This is a genomic window from Prevotella scopos JCM 17725 (assembly GCF_018127785.1).
In the GTDB taxonomy this organism is placed as follows: Bacteria; Bacteroidota; Bacteroidia; order Bacteroidales; family Bacteroidaceae; genus Prevotella; species Prevotella scopos.
In genome coordinates this window covers 1,492,535-1,511,148 of sequence record NZ_CP072390.1, presented here as the reverse complement: position 1 = coordinate 1,511,148, position 18,614 = coordinate 1,492,535, and the positions used below count along the sequence as shown (strand labels likewise).

Here is an 18,614-nt window from a genome sequence, read left to right as displayed (position 1 = left end):
TGTCGTCTTTTGGTAAATAATAATTGGATATTACCAAATCTATAAAAAAAAGACTTATCTTTGTCCTTCAGATATTGTATAGAATAAAATTGCAAAATGATAGATAAAACGAAACTGATGCTTGTTCTGTTGGTAGTGATTGTGACGGTTATAACTTGTATTCATCCAATCTATCCGAATGAGCAGACGCTGCAGCATATCGGTACTGTGCTGTTGCTGATACCGCTGACGATGGATGTCTTTAGGAAACAACTTCCAATGTCGGCGTTTATTGGTATTGTTGGTTTTACGCTGCTTCATGTTATTGGAGCACGTTACATTTATTCTTACGTTCCTTATAAGGAGTGGGCTGTATCGTTAGGTTTGGTTGAAAAAGGTTTCTTCCATGACCCACGTAATCATTATGATCGGTTAGTACACTTTTCTTTTGGGGCATTGTTGTTCCCTTACTTCGTCTATCTTTGTCGGAAATGGGTAAAACATCAGTCGTTTGTTGCTGTTGTGATGGCATGGATGATGATTCAAACGGGTAGTTTGATTTACGAGCTATTTGAATGGTTACTGACGATAGTCATGACCGCAGAGGAGGCTGATTATTACAATGGTCAGCAAGGTGACATGTGGGATGCGCAGAAGGATATGGCTTTGGCACTGTTTGGCTCTACTGGAATGTTCCTTGTATATGCTGTTCGTAGCCTTGTTAGAAGGGGTAAATAGGACAAACAGAGATGAAAGGTTACGTCGCTGAATAGGCTTATGGGCATAAAATAAAAATAGATTTTACGCCTTGAATTAATTAGAAAGCATTGCTGTGTAACTACAGATAATTATCACTTCGGAATTATTTTCACGACAAGAAGAATTTATTTTCATGAAAAGAAATATTTATGTTCATGAAGAAAAATATTTTTTTTCATGAAAATAATTTGAGAAAGGATAATTCTGATGGTGAAAGAAGGGGAAAGTCTTTTGAATATTGATAGTTCTGAGAAGTTGAAAATAGGCTTAGGATGGTTTGAAATGAGGGTGATGTATTTTGCTTAGTTCGGCTTGTGAGGGAATGTGAAAAGGTGCAAATTGTCATTTATGGATAGCATTTAGATGTAATTTATGTGTGTTTTCTTGGCAAATCAACCTTTTTTGCTTACCTTTACACCTAAATTTGAATAACGAAGATTATGAGTTACAACTTATTAAAAGGTAAAAGAGGTATTATTTTTGGAGCCCTCAACGAGATGTCAATTGCATGGAAAGTGGCTGAAAGAGCAGTTGAGGAAGGTGCAATGATCACTTTGTCAAATACTCCAATCGCAGTAAGAATGGGTACAGTAAATGCACTGTCTGAGAAGTTAAACTGCGAGGTTATTCCTGCTGACGCAACAAACGTTGAGGACTTGGAGAACGTATTCAAGCGCTCAATGGAGGTTTTGGGTGGTAAGATCGACTTCGTTCTACACTCTATTGGTATGTCTCCAAACGTGCGTAAGCATCGTACATATGATGACTTGGACTACAAGATGCTTGACACTACATTGGATATCTCTGCGGTATCATTCCACAAGATGATTCAGAGTGCTAAGAAACTTGATGCTATCAATGAGTATGGTTCAATCCTTGCACTCTCTTACGTAGCTGCTCAGCGTACCTTCTACGGTTACAATGATATGGCTGATGCTAAGGCTTTATTGGAGAGTATTGGTCGTAGCTTCGGTTATATTTATGGTCGTGAGAAGCATGTACGTATCAATACAATCTCTCAGTCGCCTACAATGACAACTGCTGGTTCAGGTGTGAAGGGTATGGATAAGCTCTTCGACTTTGCTGATCGTATGTCTCCATTGGGTAACGCAAGTGCTGATGAGTGTGCTGACTATTGTATCGTAATGTTCTCTGACCTCACTCGTAAGGTGACAATGCAGAACCTCTACCACGATGGTGGTTTCTCAAATGTAGGTATGAGCCTCCGCGCTATGGCTACATACGAGAAGGGGCTCGATGAGTATAAGGACGAGAACGGTAAGATTATCTACGGATAAGAAAGCCCCACCCCGACCCTCCCCGAAGGGGGAGGGAGGCAAATTCGCCTATGGTTTGGAAAGTAGTTTTGAGAAGAACAATAGAAAAAACTCCAGTAAGTGAAAACTTACTGGAGTTTTTTATTATTTTCCTTAGACCTTCCTCGTCGTAATCATAAAGAGGGTTTATATTAGATAGTAGTAGAAAACTATCATGATAAAGATAATCTCTTTATCCTATCCATCCTCTATTTGTCTCCCTCCCCTTTCGGGGAGGGTCGGGGTGGGGCTTTACTTCCTACCAAAGTCGGCAGGAATCTCACCCCACTGCTTTGTTTCCCACTTTATAATAGGTGTTGTAACCTTATGCGTTTGGAGCCAATGTTCTGCACGAGCAATGATTTGATGGAGTTCTTCAGTTTCTGCATTGCGGACAAAAGTAGTCTTACAACGCTTTTTGTTTACCCATAAGATAGCATTATAAGAGTCGCTATAAATAACCTTATCCTTGATACCTTGCTTCTCCATCAGTGCCAAAGCATGAACAATAGCGAGGAACTCACCAATATTGTTTGTTCCCATTACTGGACCAAAATGGAATACTCTCGCACCTGTTTGTAGGTCAACACATTGATACTCCATAGGTCCAGGATTGCCAGAGCAAGCGGCGTCAACAGCCCAAGCCCCCCTCGGTCCCCCCGAAAGGGGGGAAGCCCCAATCTGCTGTGGTTGGATAGCTGACTGAGTGTTTGTTTGAGAAGTCGTCTGTGTATTTGGTTGAGCACCAATAGCTTGATTCGTGTTATGTGAGTCTATTGCCATTATGGTTTCTTTAATCTTCTTGATAACTTCTTCCCGATGGTTGAATATTTCTTCATTAGTGAATCGGATGACTGTATAACCCCATTGCTCAAGGTCACGAGTCCGTTCCTCATCCTTTATAATCTGTTCATCATTAAAATGATACTTACCATCAATTTCAACAATAAGTTTATACTTAAGGTTGATGAAGTCGGCAATGTATTGTTTGATGATATGTTGTCTACGAAACTTATATCCACTTTGTTTTCCTTTTAGGTATAACCAAAGTAGGTTTTCTGCTTGTGTAGCATACTGTCTGTTCTTGATAGCATTTGCTTTCAGCAGTTCATACTCTATCTCATCAGCCGTTTCGTAGATATACATAGTCTAAGCAAGTCTCACTTTTATCCCCCTTGTCCAATTAGTTTCCCTCCCATCTCTTCAAAAAGGGCTACTATGACCTTTCTTATCCTATTTGCCTCCCTCCCCTTTCGGGGAGGGTCGGGGTGGGGCTACATCCTCTCAGGCACTTCAATACCGAGTAATGCCATACCATTCTTGATGACCTTAGCCACGTTCTTGGCAATCACAAGGCGGGTAATCTTCTCTGCTTCAGTGTCAGCGTTGAGGATGCTGTAGTCATGATAGAACTGGTTGAACTCCTTAGTTAACTCATAGCAATAGTTTGCAATACCACTTGGGCTATAGTCAATACCAGCCTGTGCAACTGCAGCACCGAAGTCATTGAGCTTCTGGATGAGTGCAATCTCCTTCTCATTGAGTGGAGCATCGTCGTTAAGTGATGCTGGCAAGGTGATGTTCTGTGCCTCAGCCTTACGAAGGATACTGCGGATACGTGCGTAAGTATATTGGATGAATGGTCCTGTGTTACCATTGAAGTCGATAGACTCCTCTGGGTTGAAGAGCATATTCTTGCGCGCATCAACTTTAAGGATGAAGTACTTCAAGGCACCCATACCCACGATACGAGCAATCTCGTTCTTCTCTTCCTCTGTGATACCTTCGAGTTTGTTTACCTTATCCTCGCTAAGACTCTTTGCATTCTCAATCATTGATGCAACAAGGTCGTCTGCATCAACCACTGTTCCCTCACGACTCTTCATCTTACCATTTGGCAATTCAACCATACCGTATGAGAAGTGTACGAGGTCTTTACCCCACTTGAAGCCTAAACGGTCCAAGAGGATAGAGAGAACCTGGAAATGATAGTTCTGCTCGTTACCAACGACATAAATCATCTTGTCGATAGGGAAGTCGTTGAAACGCATCTCTGCCGTACCAATATCTTGTGTCATATAAACCGATGTACCATCCTTACGCAACAAGAGCTTCTGATCTAAGCCCTCGTTGGTGAGGTCAGCCCATACAGAGTTGTCTTCCTTACGGATGAAAAGTCCCTTCTCAAGACCCTCTTCTACCTTCTTCTTACCAGCAAGATAGGTGCTTGATTCGTAGTAGATCTTATCGAAACCAACGCCTAATGCCTTGTAAGTCTCGTCGAAACCAGCATATACCCAGTTGTTCATCTTCTCCCACAAAGCACGAATCTCTGGGTCGTTAGCTTCCCACTTCACGAGCATATCGTGTGCCTCCTTAATCAGTGGAGCCTCGTGTTCAGCCTTTTCCTTTGCCTCTTCGGCCGTCAATCCCTCCTTCTCATATTGCTCTTGCAACTGCTTGCACTCCTCTTTGTAGTGCTTGTCGAAGAGTACGTAGAAGTCACCAATCAAGTGGTCGCCTTTCTTGCCAGCCTGCTCTGGTGTGATACCATTGCCCCACTTTAGCCAAGCTAACATAGACTTACAGATGTGGATACCACGGTCATTAACGATATTCGTCTTAACCACCTTGTTACCATTAGCCTCCATAATCTGTGCCAATGACCAACCAAGTAGGTTGTTACGAACGTGACCGAGGTGAAGTGGTTTGTTGGTGTTAGGTGAAGAGTATTCGATCATCACCAATGGACTCTCGTCTGTCACACGCTTCTCGCCAAACTTCTCGTCAGCGTTGATATCATTCAACAGCTCTGTCCATGCTGCCTGCGCAATAACGAGGTTGAGGAAACCCTTTACAACGTTGAAGTCAGCCACAGCCTTACAGTTTTTCTTCAGGTATTCACCTAAATCCTGTGCCGTATCTTCAGGCTTCTTGCGTGAAGTCTTCAGCAATGGGAAGGTGACGAGTGTGAGGTTACCCTCGAAGTCGCTGCGTGTCTTCTGCAGCTGAATCATCTTTTCAGGAACTTCTGTTCCATACAATTCCTTTACAGCTGCAAGTGCAGCAACGGTAATTTGCTCTTCTATCTTCATCTTTTGTTTCTTTTTATCTGCCTGCAAAGTTACGGAAAATCAGCCGAATAACGGCAGGAGGAGAGGGGTTAATTCATAATTCATAATTCATAATTCATAATTATGATTGGTTTTAATTCATAATTTATAATTCAGAATTCATAATTATGATTACTTTTAAGGCAAAATGGTGATGTAGTAATAGATTATGACCAAGGCTAATAGTCGGTTGTGTAAGTCCTTTCTAACGATAGATTGCTGTCATGTTGATTGTCTGTGAAGTGGTGTTTAGGCATCAACACCATCGGTGTTCATGCCCAGCACCAATGGTGCGGAGGCTTAACACCAATGGTGTTGAGCGCTAATCGCCATGCAATATATGATGGGGGAGATATCAACTTGTTGTTAAAAAAGAGTCATACTGTTAAAAAGTAATTAATGGTTATTCGATGTAGGCGCTTACTTTTTTAAGTTTAAAACGATGATAATAGAGGATTATATGATTTAAGTTTTATCGGCTATAATGCTCACTTTTAGTTGTAAAGTTTTGTATTTATGTATGTTGAGTTCTGTTGAAAAGTAGTTTTATTTCTTGTTTATTTGCAATGTTTACGCTATCTTTGCGATTAGATTAACTATAAAAAATAGATCATATGCGTAAAAGTATTCAGAAGTGGACTTATGCCCTTGTAGCCAGTGTTTTTGCATTGGTAATGTGTTTTAGCCTTAGTGCTTGCGGTAGTGATGATGACAATGATGTAAACAATGGGATAAGTCCTGTTCTTTACAGTGATTTTGGAGGTGAAATCGGTGTCAACTATCCATTGGGTATCTCAGGTAAATTTGTTGGTTTCTCTATTCCTAAGAGCCAGGCAGGAAAGATTGTTGACTTAACAAAGGGCGGTGATTGGGTAGCTGGTGGTTCTGTCGTTGGTGGTTTGTATAGGTATGATGACCATTTCTTCCAGAAGGGAAGTTATGTTTATCTTCTCAAGACGGGTGCAAATGAGATAGAACTCCGTTATAAATATATTTGGAAAGAAGGTACAGCAACTCGTACAATAGAGGGAAACTATAAGAACGTAAAGATGACAACGCATCAAGGTGCGATTGATTGGGCACATAGGCAGGGCTTGTATTAAAGTCTCATTAGTTTTTTCAAAAGAAATTATAAAAGGAGATTGTGCCAGAGTATCAGGTTCTACCAATGATATTTCTGGTACAATCTCCTTTTATTTTTTGCTTTTCCTACTGCGCGTTAAGGAGATGATAAGGGAGAAAAGATGAAAACGTGTGTCTTGTTTGTAAATTCCCTCTTGTTCAGATTATGCCTTTTCTGCATAATATCCACCCTTCTCTTTGATATAATCAATGAGTTCTGCGAAGATTTGATTTTGTCTTAATGTTGGCTCATTACCTGTAAGAATCAACTGTTTGCGAGCTCTTGTGATGGCAACATTCAGTTTACGGTCGATGGGTTGACCATCTTCGTAGAAAGTGTTGGCGGTGAGGAAGTCGAGTTGATAGCGGCTTTGGATGGTGAAAGAGTAGAGAATGATGTCACGTTGGCTACCCTGATAGCGCTCAACCGTATCGATGCTGATTTCCTCTAATTCGGGAATTCCAAGCTTCTCAATCTCCTTTCGTATCATAGCAATCTGATTACGGTAAGGAACGATGACGCCAACAGACTTCTGTGGGGCAAAATCGTTGCCGAGTTGTCGGTGTAAACGCCTTAGCAGGTCAGTGATGATACGTGCTTCCTCTGTGTTAACCTTCTCTGAAATATTCAGTTGTCGACATGGCTTTGAAGGAATGAAAATCATACGATGTGCCTTCAAAAGGTCGTCTGTCGCATCTTCGCTTGCTTCGTTATATGCTAATGCTTGTTCAGTCTGATGTGCTAATGGTACACATTCTAATTGCTCCTTTGCGTAGAACTTGCGGTTGGCAAAGTCGGCTATGGCTGGGTGCATTCTTCCTTGTTTGTGTAGCGTACCAATAAAATCCGTACGTCCAGCAGCCCTCTCGGTGAGGATAAGGCGCTCAAAGAGAGAGTTTGCGCAAGAGTAAAGATGAATGTTTCTTAGCGTTTCATCTTCAACAACCACTTCTGTATCACTCTGTTGCACAACTGCAGGTAATTGCTTATGATCGCCTATCAATACAAAGCGCTCTATTGCACGCCTTTCTGCATGTCGGGTAGAAAGTAATCCAATGATATTTGGTTCTAATATTTGACTTGCTTCATCAATGATGGCGAGGTCGAAATGCTTGATATTAAAGAGTGCAGCATTGCTGTTCATTGTTGAGGTTGTGGCTACAACAATTCGAGTATCTGCTAAGGTTGACTTTATGCTGTTGAGGGTTGCGTTGTCATCTATCACTTCCTTCAATAAATGCTCACTATATTTCGGGTCACAACTGAACTCATTGCCAATGCGGATATAATCCAGTTCGTTCTCTGTTAGCATATTACAAATTTCGTCAACAGCACGATTCGTATAAGCCAAGAGAAGGATTGAACTTTGAGCTTTGGACTTTGAACTTTGAGCTTTGGACTTTTCTGCCAACTGTTCACGCACAAGGAATTGCAGGGCTTGTGAGGTTTTGCCAGTTCCAGGAGGACCGATAAGAAGGAAATAATCCTGTGCCTGCTTTGCTTTCAAGATGATTTCATCATAATCGGGATGGTAGCTGCGAGATAAGGTGAGAGTCTTATCGGTGCGTGGTGTACGCTGTCCCAAGAGCAACTGACGGCGTTCTTCATTTGAAGTGATGAAGGTATAGAGGCTACGGATGGCTGATGTTCCACCGATATCACTGCCAGCGTGCTCAATAGCGAAGTAATCACCACTGATAAGGTCAGGGTTTTGCTGTCCGTCATTGAGGTGTACCACAATGCTGTCGCTATGTATTTCTTGCAATGATCCTTTGAAAAGAATACTCTTTCTTACGTCAGGCATCTCGTTCTTCTTGTATGCATAGAGATAAATCATGTCGCCACGGCGAAAGTTAGGGAGGAAATCTTCGCCCTGCTGAGGTACGGATAGCGTTATCGTGTCGTAGCCATTGAAAGAGTTGCTACGCTCTTTCTCCGTGATTGTCAGTCCTGTATAGATGTTTCCTGTTTCCTTCTTCTCAGGCAAGGGCATATTCCAGAGGTCAGAACTACTATTGCCCACGCCCTCTTGTGCGCCCACTTTCCCAACGAGTTGCTCTTTTATGACAAAGGTCATCATCCGTGTGAAATAAGCTCGTTCAAGGTCGTTGAGCTGGTGAAGAGGTAATAATGTCGATGTGAGTGGTGGTAAGAGGTAGGTGTTGTAGAAGTTATCATGCTGCTTCTCAGTGTTCAGTGTCTGTGGTGTAAGCAATGGTAACACTCTTTGAAATCCATTTTCTGCCATCCAAAACTCTGTTGCTACGGCTTGATTACGGAAGCGGATGGCCTCACGAATCAGTGTTTGCAGCGGTTCCACTTCGAGCAATCCGTCAGGTAGAGGATACTTGGAATACATGAGTTGGATGTGCGCATTCTTCGGACTCAGCTGGAAGTTATATTGCAGAATACCATAGTAGAGTAGTAACTGCACGTAATGCTTTTCCATGTGGATGGAACCATGTGCATTCTTGAATTTGCGTTCAATAAAGATATTCTTGCCCGACTTCTGTTCAACAAGTAGTTTTAAGTCGGTTGTCATCAAATCTACACGACCCTGTATCCCCAATCGTTCGCATACGAAAGACGGCTCAAGGATAGCTTTCTCACGATCGAAGGTGCGGAAGATGTCGTCAACGATCTCCTTCATATTCTCCACTTGTCGCTCAGCCTCCAGTTTGAAGGCTACCGCATCAAAGTCGGGACAGGTGGCAAAGTCTAATGCCTTCTCTCTGAAGTTAGAACGAAAGGTCTCTTTGATGTCGTATCCTGTTGAATGATTGATGATGTCATCGAGGGCAGAACCAGCGAAGTTACCTAACACAAAATGCTTGTTAGTGGTGCGAGGGCTAAGTCGGTTGACGATGAAAAGCAACGGATGGTGTCCGTAACTTTCAAAACAATTGGCAATGGTGGAGATGTCAATCAGGTAATCAGGTTCTACAACGATAAGACGTGGTACGACTTTCTTTCGGGTGACCGTACAATCAAGAAGATTCAACTGCATCCCTTCGCGTAACAACGTCCGCAGATAGCTAAAGTCAACATACTCTGGCGTGTCCATATAATCGACCGTTAGGAGCTCTTCGCTACTATCTTGATTGGTCACGACTACTTGAATGATACTATCGTTCCACTCTCTTACGATACATCGGATGTAACGATAATTCGCAATCTGAATGTTCTCTGTGATGCGTCCGTGTGCAGGAATCTTGCCGACGAGGAAAGAGGGGATAGCTTCTTGTACAACAGCAGAAACGAAAATAGCCAAGGCACGGCAGTCGTAAGCCACATCTTCGGGAAGGATGGGGGCGTTCGAGTTGCTGTGTCGGCGCATTTTCTGTATTGCTACAATATCTTGTGGGGCTATGTTATACTGTCTGCAGAGCGATTCAACTTGTGAAGAAAGGTTGCCGAAACCATGTCGGGTGTTTTTCAATCCTTCGTGACAAGCGATGACGAGTGTCTCGTGCATGATAAGAGCCTGCGCTTCAGAAGGTGCCGAAAGGATGTCAGCGATACGTGAGAATAGTTCGTGTGCCATTATGATAATGTTTCCCCAGTCCTCTTAATAAAGAAGAATTGTTTTTATACTATGTGTGGGAACTAATTCGTTGGGTTATGTTTTGAGTGGGTGTTATTGCTTTGTTATCAGTTGGTTGTGAGCGTTCTTTATTGTAAAAAGCCTATTGTTGCGAATTATTTTCATGAAAAGAAGAATTTCTTTTCATGAAAATAAATATTTCTTTTCACGATGAAAAATATTTCTTTTCATGAAAATAATTCACAGAAGTGAGTCTTTTCGCTCGCTTACTGTCCTCCCAAGCGTTCAAAGAAAGTGATAATTTCCTCCCAAGTCTTGAACTCTTCGCTACCGAAAAGTAGGCTTGTCCCGAGGAAGTCATCGTGTTCAGTACTACTGATGAAGTAGTCGCCATAGAGAAGTTGAGGTTGGTTGGTAAAGATGGTATGGTTCCACGCTGGTGCGCTGAAAGCATCCTCAATCCATGCCTGCTGTTCGGTCAAGGCTGATGGGGTGTTGGTAGGTGCAGGGCACACGAAGAATACATTATAGTTATCAAGTAAGAACTCGTAAGCTTTATTCAAACTTGATTTCGGTTTACCATATCCATCAGCGAGGGTGTTCTGGTCAATGAGTACCGTACGACGTTCGCGAACTTCCTGACGGTCGTCAATCCATCGGATGACGGGCATTAGGTAGTGGTAAATAGCCTTCTCTATGAGTCGGTGTTCACCATGAAAACGAATCGCTTGAGGATAATGTTCATTGAAAAGGTCGAAGGTATGGACAACGGGATCAGCATCACCAAAGAGCCCGAAGACGTGTTGCTGCTCTTCCTCTGTCACTTGTGAGAAGCATTTTTCAGTTATCTCTTTGTATTCCTTTACCAATGCTTTGGTCACGATAACCTCTTGTACGCCATCTTGTCGTGGATTTTGGAATACCTGTTTACCCATCATATTCGTCTCGCTGATGGTTGCTCCCATTTGAAAAGCAGGATTCACGCAGATGCGGTCAACACCATAAAGCATCTCGGTGTACATACCTCCCATTGATGTGCCAATGATGAGGTCGGGCTTTTCAGTTTCAACGAGGTTGCGTAATAACTCCATCGCTTCCTCTGGATGTATGGGGAGGTCGGGTGCAATGACAGTTGCTTCAGGCATATAGTCCCTCAGAATCTGTACCGTATGACTTGAACCGGCTGACATGAAGCCGTGAACATAAATAATTTTCTTTCCTACCATGAGGTCAGGAAAGGTCTTTTTATATTGATTTTCCATTGTTTCTATTTGGAAGTTGAAGGAGTGAAAGGGAGGGAAGGAAACTTAGGAGTTAAAGGCGTTGAAGGAGTGAAATGGAGTTAAGACGAATGTCTTTTGGGTTTTCTTTATCCTCATTTTCTTTATTAAAAGCCATTCAAAGTCTCCTCGAAGTGAATATTCTTAAGCCTTCTTTAAAGTAGAGAGAATGCTATCGCATAGTTGAATACTCGTAATCTCCCTCTCTTTTTTGCACTCCCCTCCTTTCGGAGGGGGCGGGGGAGGCTTCCCTATATCAGTGGTAAACTAATACCATTTATCTTCTGATAGATGTCGAGTGCATAGATATCAGTCATTCCGCTGATGAAGTCCAAGACAGCCATGATACGTGTTTCAAGGCACGGACTCTGGATGTCATACTGACTTGAGAAGCGTCGGATGAGTTGCTGGCTGTGGAAATGTTCGGGTTCAACAGCAGCACCGATGAGTGCTTCCATCAAGGTCTCCATAATCTTATAGCCTGATAACTCGACGTCGAGAACCGTTTTGCTACGATAAATCCTATCTACGGAAACCTCTGCACAGTGTTTGTAAGCCTTTCTAGGAAGCTCGGAAATATGCTTGATGAGCGACCCTTCAAAAGTTCCGTTGAGTATCTCGTCCTCGTGTTCAACAAAGACATTGACGCATTCTGCTTCCAATAGTCCAACAGCACAGGCACGGAAATAAACCACTTGTTCGTTCTTGTCGGTCACGCCTTCCTCCTCTATACGCTTTCGGATACTCTTTCTTGTTTCTTCATCGAAGAAGCCAAGGAGCAAATCAGCCGTCTCTTCAAAGGATAAAAGCTTGAGCTTGTGTGAGTCTTCGATATCCATTATCTCGTAACAGATATCGTCTGCAGCTTCCATAAGATATACCAGCGGATGCCGAACATAACGGATACCTGTCTCCGAACTATCCTTTTTCAAGATACCTAACTCGTCAGCAATTTTTTTATAAGTCTCTTCTTCTGTAGCAAAGAAACCGAATTTCCCATGTTTGCCCGCATAGGTAGAGCTAAAAGGGTACTTTACGATACTCGCCAGCGTGCTATATGTCATCACGAAACCACCCTCTCTACGGCCTAAGAAACGATGAGTCAACAATCGGAAGGCATTTGCATTACCTTCAAAATGGGTGATGTCTTCCCAGAAATGAGGACTAACCTTATCCTTTAAGCAGGTCCCTGACCCTTCTGTGAAGAAGGCTTGGATGGCTTTCTCACCGCTATGACCAAAGGGAGGGTTACCCATATCATGGGCATAACACGCAGTCTGCACGATGGTTCCGATCTCTTCAAAGAGCGTGCCACGCAATTCTGAATGTCTCTCGATGAGTCTTCTTGCCACATCATCACCTAAGGACTTACCTAAGGAAGCTACTTCCAAGGAGTGAGTCAGGCGGTTGTGTACAAAGACGCTACCAGGAAGAGGGAAAACCTGTGTCTTGTTTTGTAATCGACGGAACGGCGCAGAATAAATCAATCGGTCGCTGTCACGTTTGAATTCAGAGCGGTCATCGTGTCGAAGGGCGTGTCGTTCTTCCTGTCCGAGACGCTTATTGGATATGAGTTGTTGCCAGTTCATTGATAATGTTTATTGGGCGTTGGGTGTTGAGTGTTGGGTGTTGATGAATTCTGTTTTTGATATAATAGGGGTTGCTTAGCTACACACAAAAGTAATTAAAATTGGCTAAAAACAAGTTTTTTACCTCATAAAATGTATGAATGTGGCTTTAAATGCTTAATTTTGTACCTTATTATATGGCAATGACACAGATAAAAGTAATCAATAAAGGGCATCAGCAGCTTCCTGTTTATGCTACTTCTCAGAGTGCGGGGATGGACCTTCGCGCTAATATCAATGCACCAATTGTACTGCGACCAATGGAAAGAAGACTCATCCCTACGGGGCTTTATATCGCACTTCCAGTAGGTTTTGAAGCACAGGTGCGCCCTCGTAGCGGTCTTGCTTTGAAGCATGGACTGACTGTTCTCAACTCTCCTGGCACGATTGATGCCGACTATCGTGGCGAAATCATGGTACTGCTTATCAACTTCTCAGACGAATCTTTCACAATCAACGATGGCGAACGTATTGCACAGATGGTCATTGCACGCCACGAAAAGGCAGAGTTTGTTGAGGTAGAAGTACTCGACGAGACCGAACGTGGGGAAGGTGGATACGGTCATACGGGTGTGAAGTAAAGAAAAAGAAAGAAATAATAGATGTTTAATAACGATATTTTTAAAGTTATAACGATGCGCCGTACCCTCTTTGCGCTTGTTTTGCTGGGTGGCTCATTGGCGATACATGCTGACCGAAAGGATAGCCTTCAAAACTATAATTACTTCTTCCTTGAGGCTTTACGACAGCAGGATATGGGCAACCTTACGGCTGCTTATGACCTTTTGCGCCATGCACATGACCTTAATCCACAGGCTGCAGAGGTTTATCATCAGCTTGCAGCTTATTATGTCAGTATGAAGAATGATAAGCTGGCACGTGAATACTTTGAGAAGGCGGCAAGTCTTGACCCCGAGAACTCCGTTTATCAGGAGAAGTTAGGAAAGCTTTATGTGACGCAAAAAGACTATCCAAATGCTATAAAAGCCTTTGAACGTCTTTACGAGTTCAATAAGACACGTTCGGATGTACTGCAAATTCTCTATCAACTCTATGGTTCGCAGAATGAGTACAAGATGATGATTAAATGCTTGGAACGCATGGAGACATTAGAGGGTACCAACGAGCAGATTGCACTTAGTAAGATGCAAATCTACGAACAGATGGGTGAAAAGCGCAAGGAGTATGATGAGTTGAAGTCACTTGTTGATGGTAATCCGCTTAATCTCAACTATCGTGTGATGTTCGGTAACTGGCTTTTGCAGAATGGAAAGAAGAAAGAGGCACTTCAAAAGTATCGTGAAGTACTGAAGGAAGACCCTGACAACTCGCTTGCCAAGGTCTCCATGATGGATTACTATAATAATATTGGTGACAAGGCAAGCGTAAAGACGATCCTACGGGAGCTGTTGCAATCTCCGAAGACGGCGCAGACTTTGAAGTTAGAGTTGCTCCGTCAGGTTATTGCAAGCAGTCAGAAGGATAATAATCCAGACAGTACTGAGGTGTTGAGACTCTTCTCTGAGGCCTTAGCTGTGCCCCAAGAGAATGCTGACATCTATATGCTTAAAGCTGCATACATGTCTTTTCTCAAGTTGCCAAAGCCTGACATCACTCGAGTCTACGAACGGGCAATAGAGATAGAACCTGATAATTCGAGTGCAAGGATAGCCCTTATACAGAATATTTGGGACACACACGACTACGATAAGGTAATTGCTATCTGCCGTCCTGCCATTGAGTACAACCCAGATGAGATATTATTCTATTACTTCCAAGGGATGGCTCAGTTCCATAAGCACGACAACAACGCCGCATTGGAGACTTACCGAAAGGGAGTAGGGCAGATAAAGCCAGACAGTGACCCAAGTATTGTGTCGGACATCTACGGTATCATGGGTGATATCCTGCATGAGAAAGGACTTAATAAAGAAGCTTTTCAAGCCTATGACAGTTGTTTGCAGTGGAAACCAGATAATGTGCTTGCATTGAACAACTATGCCTATTACCTCAGTCAGGCAAATGACAACCTCGCTAAAGCAGAGGAGATGAGCTATAAGACCATTAAGGCCGAGCCTAATAACAGTACTTTTCTCGATACATACGCATGGATACTTTTCCAGCAGAAGCGCTACGAAGAGGCTAAAATATATATCGAACAAGCAATTCGAAATGACTCAACACTCAGCAATGTTGTTAAGGAACACGTTGGTGATATCTATGCTCAGACAGGTGATATAGGAAAGGCACTTGACTTTTGGCAGCAAGCGCTCAAGGCAGGAAATGATAGTGCGACATTGAAAAAGAAGATACAATTAAAGAAATACATAGCAGAATGAAGAAGACAAAGATATTACTTGTAGGCATGACTACCCTTCTCGTGGCATCATGCGGTACTAAGAAAGCTGTAGTGCAGCAAAAGCCTGTACAGGAAAATAAAACTACACAGCCAGCGACACCAGTCGTAAAGGATAACAAGATGGAGAGTATGGTTTTCATGCAGCGTATTGCTGATAATGCTCTTTATCAAAAGAACCTTGTATCAAATCTCACGTTCACACTCAACGATGGTCACAAGGACATTACAGTCCCTGGCATCTTACGTATGCGTAAAGATGAGGTTATTCGTTTGCAGTTGCTGATTCCGATTCTTCGTAGCGAGGTAGGACGTATAGAGTTTGCAAAGGATTACGTCCTCTTCATTGACCGCATCCATAAACAATATGTAAAGGCAAGCTACGATGAGGTGGGTTTCTTGCGTGATAATGGTATTAACTTCTATTCTTTACAATCGCTATTCTGGAACCAAGTGTTCATTCCACGCCAGCAAAAGGTGAGCGAAGCTGACCTCTCACAGTTTACTGTTGACGAAAGTAAGGCGCAGGAAGGGGAAACGACATTGGTAGGTCTTAAGGATGGAAAGATGGATTATAAGTGGTCTGTTAATCCTAAGAATAATCAGATTGTCCTGACAACTGTTACCTATAATAGTAATGCGCATGGAGCTTCAAAACTCTCATGGACTTACGATAACTTCAAGGCGTTCGGTTCAAAGCTGTTCCCTGCAAGTCAGGCATTGACCATTAATACCCCAAAGATTGGACAAAAACCATCAAAGACGCTTAAAGCCAACTTTGATCTTGAGAGTTTCAGCGATGCCAGTGATTGGGAAGTTCTCACCACACCATCAGAAAAGTACACTAAAGTAAGCGTAGAGGATATCCTCGGTAAACTAATGAATTTTTAAATGAAACGTATTTCTTTATTATTCATCTTGTCTATCGTATGTGTGCTGACGATTTCGGCTCAGCATTCTCGAAAGCGTAGAAGACAGCATAAAACAGATGTTACCCAACTCGTTGAAACCAAGACTACTGTCCGTGGAAAGGGTAATAAAGCTGTTGATGCACTTAATAACAAGCAACAGACAACGCCTGCAGCTAACGCAAAAGGTAAGAAGCAGGTTGTTGAGGCTATACAGCCTCAAACCCAAGTTAAGGGCAAACAACAACGAGGCAAGGTGCAACAGCAGCAAGTTCTCAATGGTCAACAGGCGCAAGTCAAGGGACAACAAACTCTCGTGAAGGGTCAACAAGTTGTTCGTGGTAAAGCCGTCGTACGCAATACTCGTATGGGTAAGAAAGGTGCAAAGGGACCAGCCTACGTGACAACAGAAGAAATTAAGGGGCTGCAGCAACAGAATCTACAGCTACAAAAAGAGATTTCACAACACGAAGAGGAGATGAAAGTAAAGCAGAAGGACGTTGATGACCGTCTGCAGAAGATTGTCCGTCTTGATACTGAAATTGGCCAACATCAGAAAACGATAGATACCATTGCTACAGATATCAAAGGCCTGGATTCGAATATCGGTATTCTGAAAGGTCAGCTGTCTTCACTTGAAGCGCAGTTGGGCGAGCGTCGTGCTCGTTTCATTCGTTCAATGCGTTATATGGCGCGTCATCGAGGTATTCAAGACAAGTTGATGTTTATCTTCTCTGCCAAGAACCTGACACAGATGTATCGTCGTCTTCGTTTTGTACGTGAGTATGCTGCCTACCAGCGTGCGCAGGGAGAACAGCTAAAGGCTAAGCAGATGCAGGTTGATGAGAAGCATACACAGTTGAAGCAGGTGCGTGTCAATAAGAGCAATCTTCTCTATAAAGATCGTCAGGTACATGCGCAGATGGAGCGTAAGCGCATTGAACAGCAGACAGTGGTTACTTCTTTACAGAATGATCAGAAGGTGTTGCAGGGCGTTATCGCACAACGTCGTCAACAGCAACAGGCATTGAATGCACAGATTGACCGACTCATTCAGATAGAAATACAAAAGGCACGTGAACGTGCAATAGCGGAAGCCAAAGCGCAGGCTGCCGCTCGTGCTGCCGCTGCAAAGAAACGTGCTGAGGAGTTAGCACGAAAGAAAGCTGCTGCAGAAGCTGCTGCTCGTGAGAATGCTCGGCGTATTGCTGAGGCAAAGGAGCGTGAAGCAAAGGCCAAGGCTGCCGCTCGTGCTGCTGCTGAGGCTGCCGAGAAGGCGCGTCAGGAAGCTGCTGCTCGTGCTACTGCTGCCAGAGCTGCTGCAGAAAAGGCACGTCAAGAAGCTTTGCAGAAGGAACGTGCTGCCGCTCGTGAGCGTGCTATCCGTAAGGCTGAAGAGCAGGAAGCTGCTGCTAAAGCTGCACAGGAAAAGGCTGAAGCTCGAGCTGCTGCTGAGAAGGCTCGTGCCGACCAGATGGCACGTGAGGCTGAGGCAAATCGTGTGGCTGCTGAGCGTAAGGCTGATGCTGACCGTGAACGTGCTGCCCGTGAGGCTGAAGCAGCAAGGGTATCTGCGGCTGAAAGCAACGATATGCTCAGCTCTGCAGACCGTGCAATAACTGGTAGCTTTGCCAATAATCGTGGTAGATTGCCAATGCCATTGTCGGGTCAGATTGTTAGCCACTTTGGTCAATACAATGTGGCTGGTATGTCAAATATCCGTTTGAACAATGATGGTATCAATATCAAGGGTGCTCCTGGTAGTGCTGTTCGCAGTGTCTTTATGGGCGAGGTGAGCGGTGTCTTCATGGCAGGAGGTATGAGTGTTGTGATGATTCGTCATGGTATTTATATCACAGTCTATGCTAACTTGGGCTCTGTTGGTGTCAGCAAGGGTCAGAAGGTTGGTACAGGACAGACTATCGGAACCGTTGGTAGGAATGGTATTCTCCAGTTCCAATTGCGTAAGGAGACGGCTAAGCTGAACCCTGAGCAGTGGTTACGCTGATAAAACGGGCAGTCTTACAGATGTAGATTAATTGGGTTTTAAGCAATGATACTTCTTATCGTGTAATATCGTTGTCTTAACTCAAATGAAATACTGTAATGATCTTATCTTCATAAAGAGAAACAAAATTCTCTTTATGAAGATATTTTTTTATAGTAAAGGTTGGCAGGTTGGTCAAAGATTGGTTCTGAAGAATGTCTGTTGCTCGCTGATGATGAGTACTTTACTCTTTAGGTATATCTTCTTAATGTAACTCCTTAGTAATAAGGGGTTGTTCTCCTTTGATAACACTTAACAAAAGCGCATATCGTTCGTACCTTATAATATAAGATTATGCTAACAGCCTTTTCTTTTTGCTTGTTGATTTGTACACCCGATAAATGTTATTTGTATAGAGCTTAAGGTTAGATTTTTGATGGCTTTATTCATATTTCTTTATTGTTTCGTTTGTTCTATAAATGAATATAATTGTTCTATTTTATACTATTGTGTAAGAGGAAAGTAAAAGCTGGAATTTGTAATTTAATATCTATTTTATTTTTTGCTTTGCGGATAAATGTTTATATTTGCAGAAAATAAAGTGCAATCAGTTGTTTGAAT

The 18,614-nt window shown here is 42.9% G+C and carries 12 protein-coding genes; 7 read left to right on the top strand and 5 right to left on the bottom strand.

The genetic code is table 11. The features are described from left to right. Window positions 1-96: 96 nt before the first annotated feature. Window positions 97-717, top strand: coding sequence for a DUF2238 domain-containing protein (locus J4856_RS11670; protein WP_025839648.1), 621 nt, complete (start codon window positions 97-99; stop codon window positions 715-717). Window positions 718-1,178: 461 nt separating this feature from the next. Beyond that, window positions 1,179-2,036, top strand: a complete 858-nt coding sequence (locus tag J4856_RS11665) for an enoyl-ACP reductase FabI (RefSeq protein WP_025839649.1) — start codon at window positions 1,179-1,181, stop codon at window positions 2,034-2,036. A 270-nt stretch (window positions 2,037-2,306) separates the two neighbouring features. Here the strand turns inward: J4856_RS11665 and J4856_RS11660 are convergent, their stop codons facing one another. Beyond that, window positions 2,307-3,200 carry a DUF559 domain-containing protein gene (locus tag J4856_RS11660; RefSeq protein ID WP_072904660.1) on the bottom strand — a complete coding sequence of 298 codons (894 nt, stop codon included), beginning with the start codon at window positions 3,198-3,200 and terminating at the stop codon, window positions 2,307-2,309. A gap of 128 nt (window positions 3,201-3,328) precedes the next feature. Next, window positions 3,329-5,149, bottom strand: coding sequence for an arginine--tRNA ligase (gene argS / locus J4856_RS11655; protein ID WP_025837747.1), 1,821 nt, complete (start codon window positions 5,147-5,149; stop codon window positions 3,329-3,331). A gap of 632 nt (window positions 5,150-5,781) precedes the next feature. Here argS and J4856_RS11650 point away from each other — a divergent pair. Beyond that, entirely contained in the window at window positions 5,782-6,270 is a 489-nt protein-coding gene (locus J4856_RS11650) for a hypothetical protein (protein ID WP_025837749.1), read from the top strand. A 183-nt stretch (window positions 6,271-6,453) separates the two neighbouring features. Here the strand turns inward: J4856_RS11650 and J4856_RS11645 are convergent, their stop codons facing one another. The 3 genes from J4856_RS11645 to dgt all read right to left on the bottom strand — a co-directional run bounded on the left by J4856_RS11645 (window position 6,454) and on the right by dgt (window position 12,703). Then, window positions 6,454-9,834: a DEAD/DEAH box helicase gene (locus J4856_RS11645; protein WP_065367697.1), complete on the bottom strand. Its 3,381-nt coding sequence runs from the start codon at window positions 9,832-9,834 to the stop codon at window positions 6,454-6,456. 266 nt (window positions 9,835-10,100) lie between these two features. After that, a complete protein-coding gene (locus tag J4856_RS11640; protein ID WP_065367698.1) occupies window positions 10,101-11,096 on the bottom strand; it encodes a YqiA/YcfP family alpha/beta fold hydrolase in 996 nt (331 codons plus the stop codon). 269 nt (window positions 11,097-11,365) lie between these two features. Then, window positions 11,366-12,703 carry a dGTP triphosphohydrolase gene (gene dgt, locus J4856_RS11635; protein ID WP_065367699.1) on the bottom strand — a complete coding sequence of 446 codons (1,338 nt, stop codon included), beginning with the start codon at window positions 12,701-12,703 and terminating at the stop codon, window positions 11,366-11,368. A gap of 182 nt (window positions 12,704-12,885) precedes the next feature. Between dgt and dut the strand changes: the two genes are divergently transcribed. The 4 genes from dut to J4856_RS11615 are packed head-to-tail and all read left to right on the top strand — an operon-like array spanning window position 12,886 to window position 18,014. Then, entirely contained in the window at window positions 12,886-13,323 is a 438-nt protein-coding gene (gene dut, locus J4856_RS11630) for a dUTP diphosphatase (protein WP_025837751.1), read from the top strand. Between the two features lie 21 nt (window positions 13,324-13,344). Beyond that, the gene (locus J4856_RS11625; protein ID WP_025837752.1) at window positions 13,345-15,081 is read left to right on the top strand and encodes a tetratricopeptide repeat protein; all 1,737 of its coding nucleotides are present in this window, start codon (window positions 13,345-13,347) and stop codon (window positions 15,079-15,081) included. Beyond that, window positions 15,078-15,989 carry a lipoprotein insertase outer membrane protein LolB1 gene (lolB1, locus tag J4856_RS11620; RefSeq protein WP_025837754.1) on the top strand — a complete coding sequence of 304 codons (912 nt, stop codon included), beginning with the start codon at window positions 15,078-15,080 and terminating at the stop codon, window positions 15,987-15,989. Before J4856_RS11625 ends, lolB1 begins: the two co-directional genes overlap by 4 nt. After that, window positions 15,990-18,014 (top strand): murein hydrolase activator EnvC family protein, encoded by a 2,025-nt coding sequence (locus J4856_RS11615; protein WP_065367700.1) that lies wholly within the window; start codon window positions 15,990-15,992, stop codon window positions 18,012-18,014. It abuts the gene before it with no gap. The last annotated feature ends 600 nt before the right edge of the window (window positions 18,015-18,614 follow it).

Excerpts from the sequence above, each read along its gene's own strand:
- dut (WP_025837751.1), top strand. The coding sequence starts at position 12,886 with ATGACACAGATAAAAGTAATCAATAAAGGGCATCAGCAGCTTCCTGTT.
- J4856_RS11615 (WP_065367700.1), top strand. The coding sequence starts at position 15,990 with ATGAAACGTATTTCTTTATTATTCATCTTGTCTATCGTATGTGTGCTG.
- J4856_RS11660 (WP_072904660.1), bottom strand. The coding sequence starts at position 3,200 with ATGTATATCTACGAAACGGCTGATGAGATAGAGTATGAACTGCTGAAA.
- J4856_RS11645 (WP_065367697.1), bottom strand. The coding sequence starts at position 9,834 with ATGGCACACGAACTATTCTCACGTATCGCTGACATCCTTTCGGCACCT.
- J4856_RS11640 (WP_065367698.1), bottom strand. The coding sequence starts at position 11,096 with ATGGAAAATCAATATAAAAAGACCTTTCCTGACCTCATGGTAGGAAAG.
- lolB1 (WP_025837754.1), top strand. The coding sequence starts at position 15,078 with ATGAAGAAGACAAAGATATTACTTGTAGGCATGACTACCCTTCTCGTG.
- argS (WP_025837747.1), bottom strand. The coding sequence starts at position 5,149 with ATGAAGATAGAAGAGCAAATTACCGTTGCTGCACTTGCAGCTGTAAAG.
- J4856_RS11650 (WP_025837749.1), top strand. The coding sequence starts at position 5,782 with ATGCGTAAAAGTATTCAGAAGTGGACTTATGCCCTTGTAGCCAGTGTT.
- J4856_RS11670 (WP_025839648.1), top strand. The coding sequence starts at position 97 with ATGATAGATAAAACGAAACTGATGCTTGTTCTGTTGGTAGTGATTGTG.
- J4856_RS11625 (WP_025837752.1), top strand. The coding sequence starts at position 13,345 with ATGTTTAATAACGATATTTTTAAAGTTATAACGATGCGCCGTACCCTC.
- J4856_RS11665 (WP_025839649.1), top strand. The coding sequence starts at position 1,179 with ATGAGTTACAACTTATTAAAAGGTAAAAGAGGTATTATTTTTGGAGCC.
- dgt (WP_065367699.1), bottom strand. The coding sequence starts at position 12,703 with ATGAACTGGCAACAACTCATATCCAATAAGCGTCTCGGACAGGAAGAA.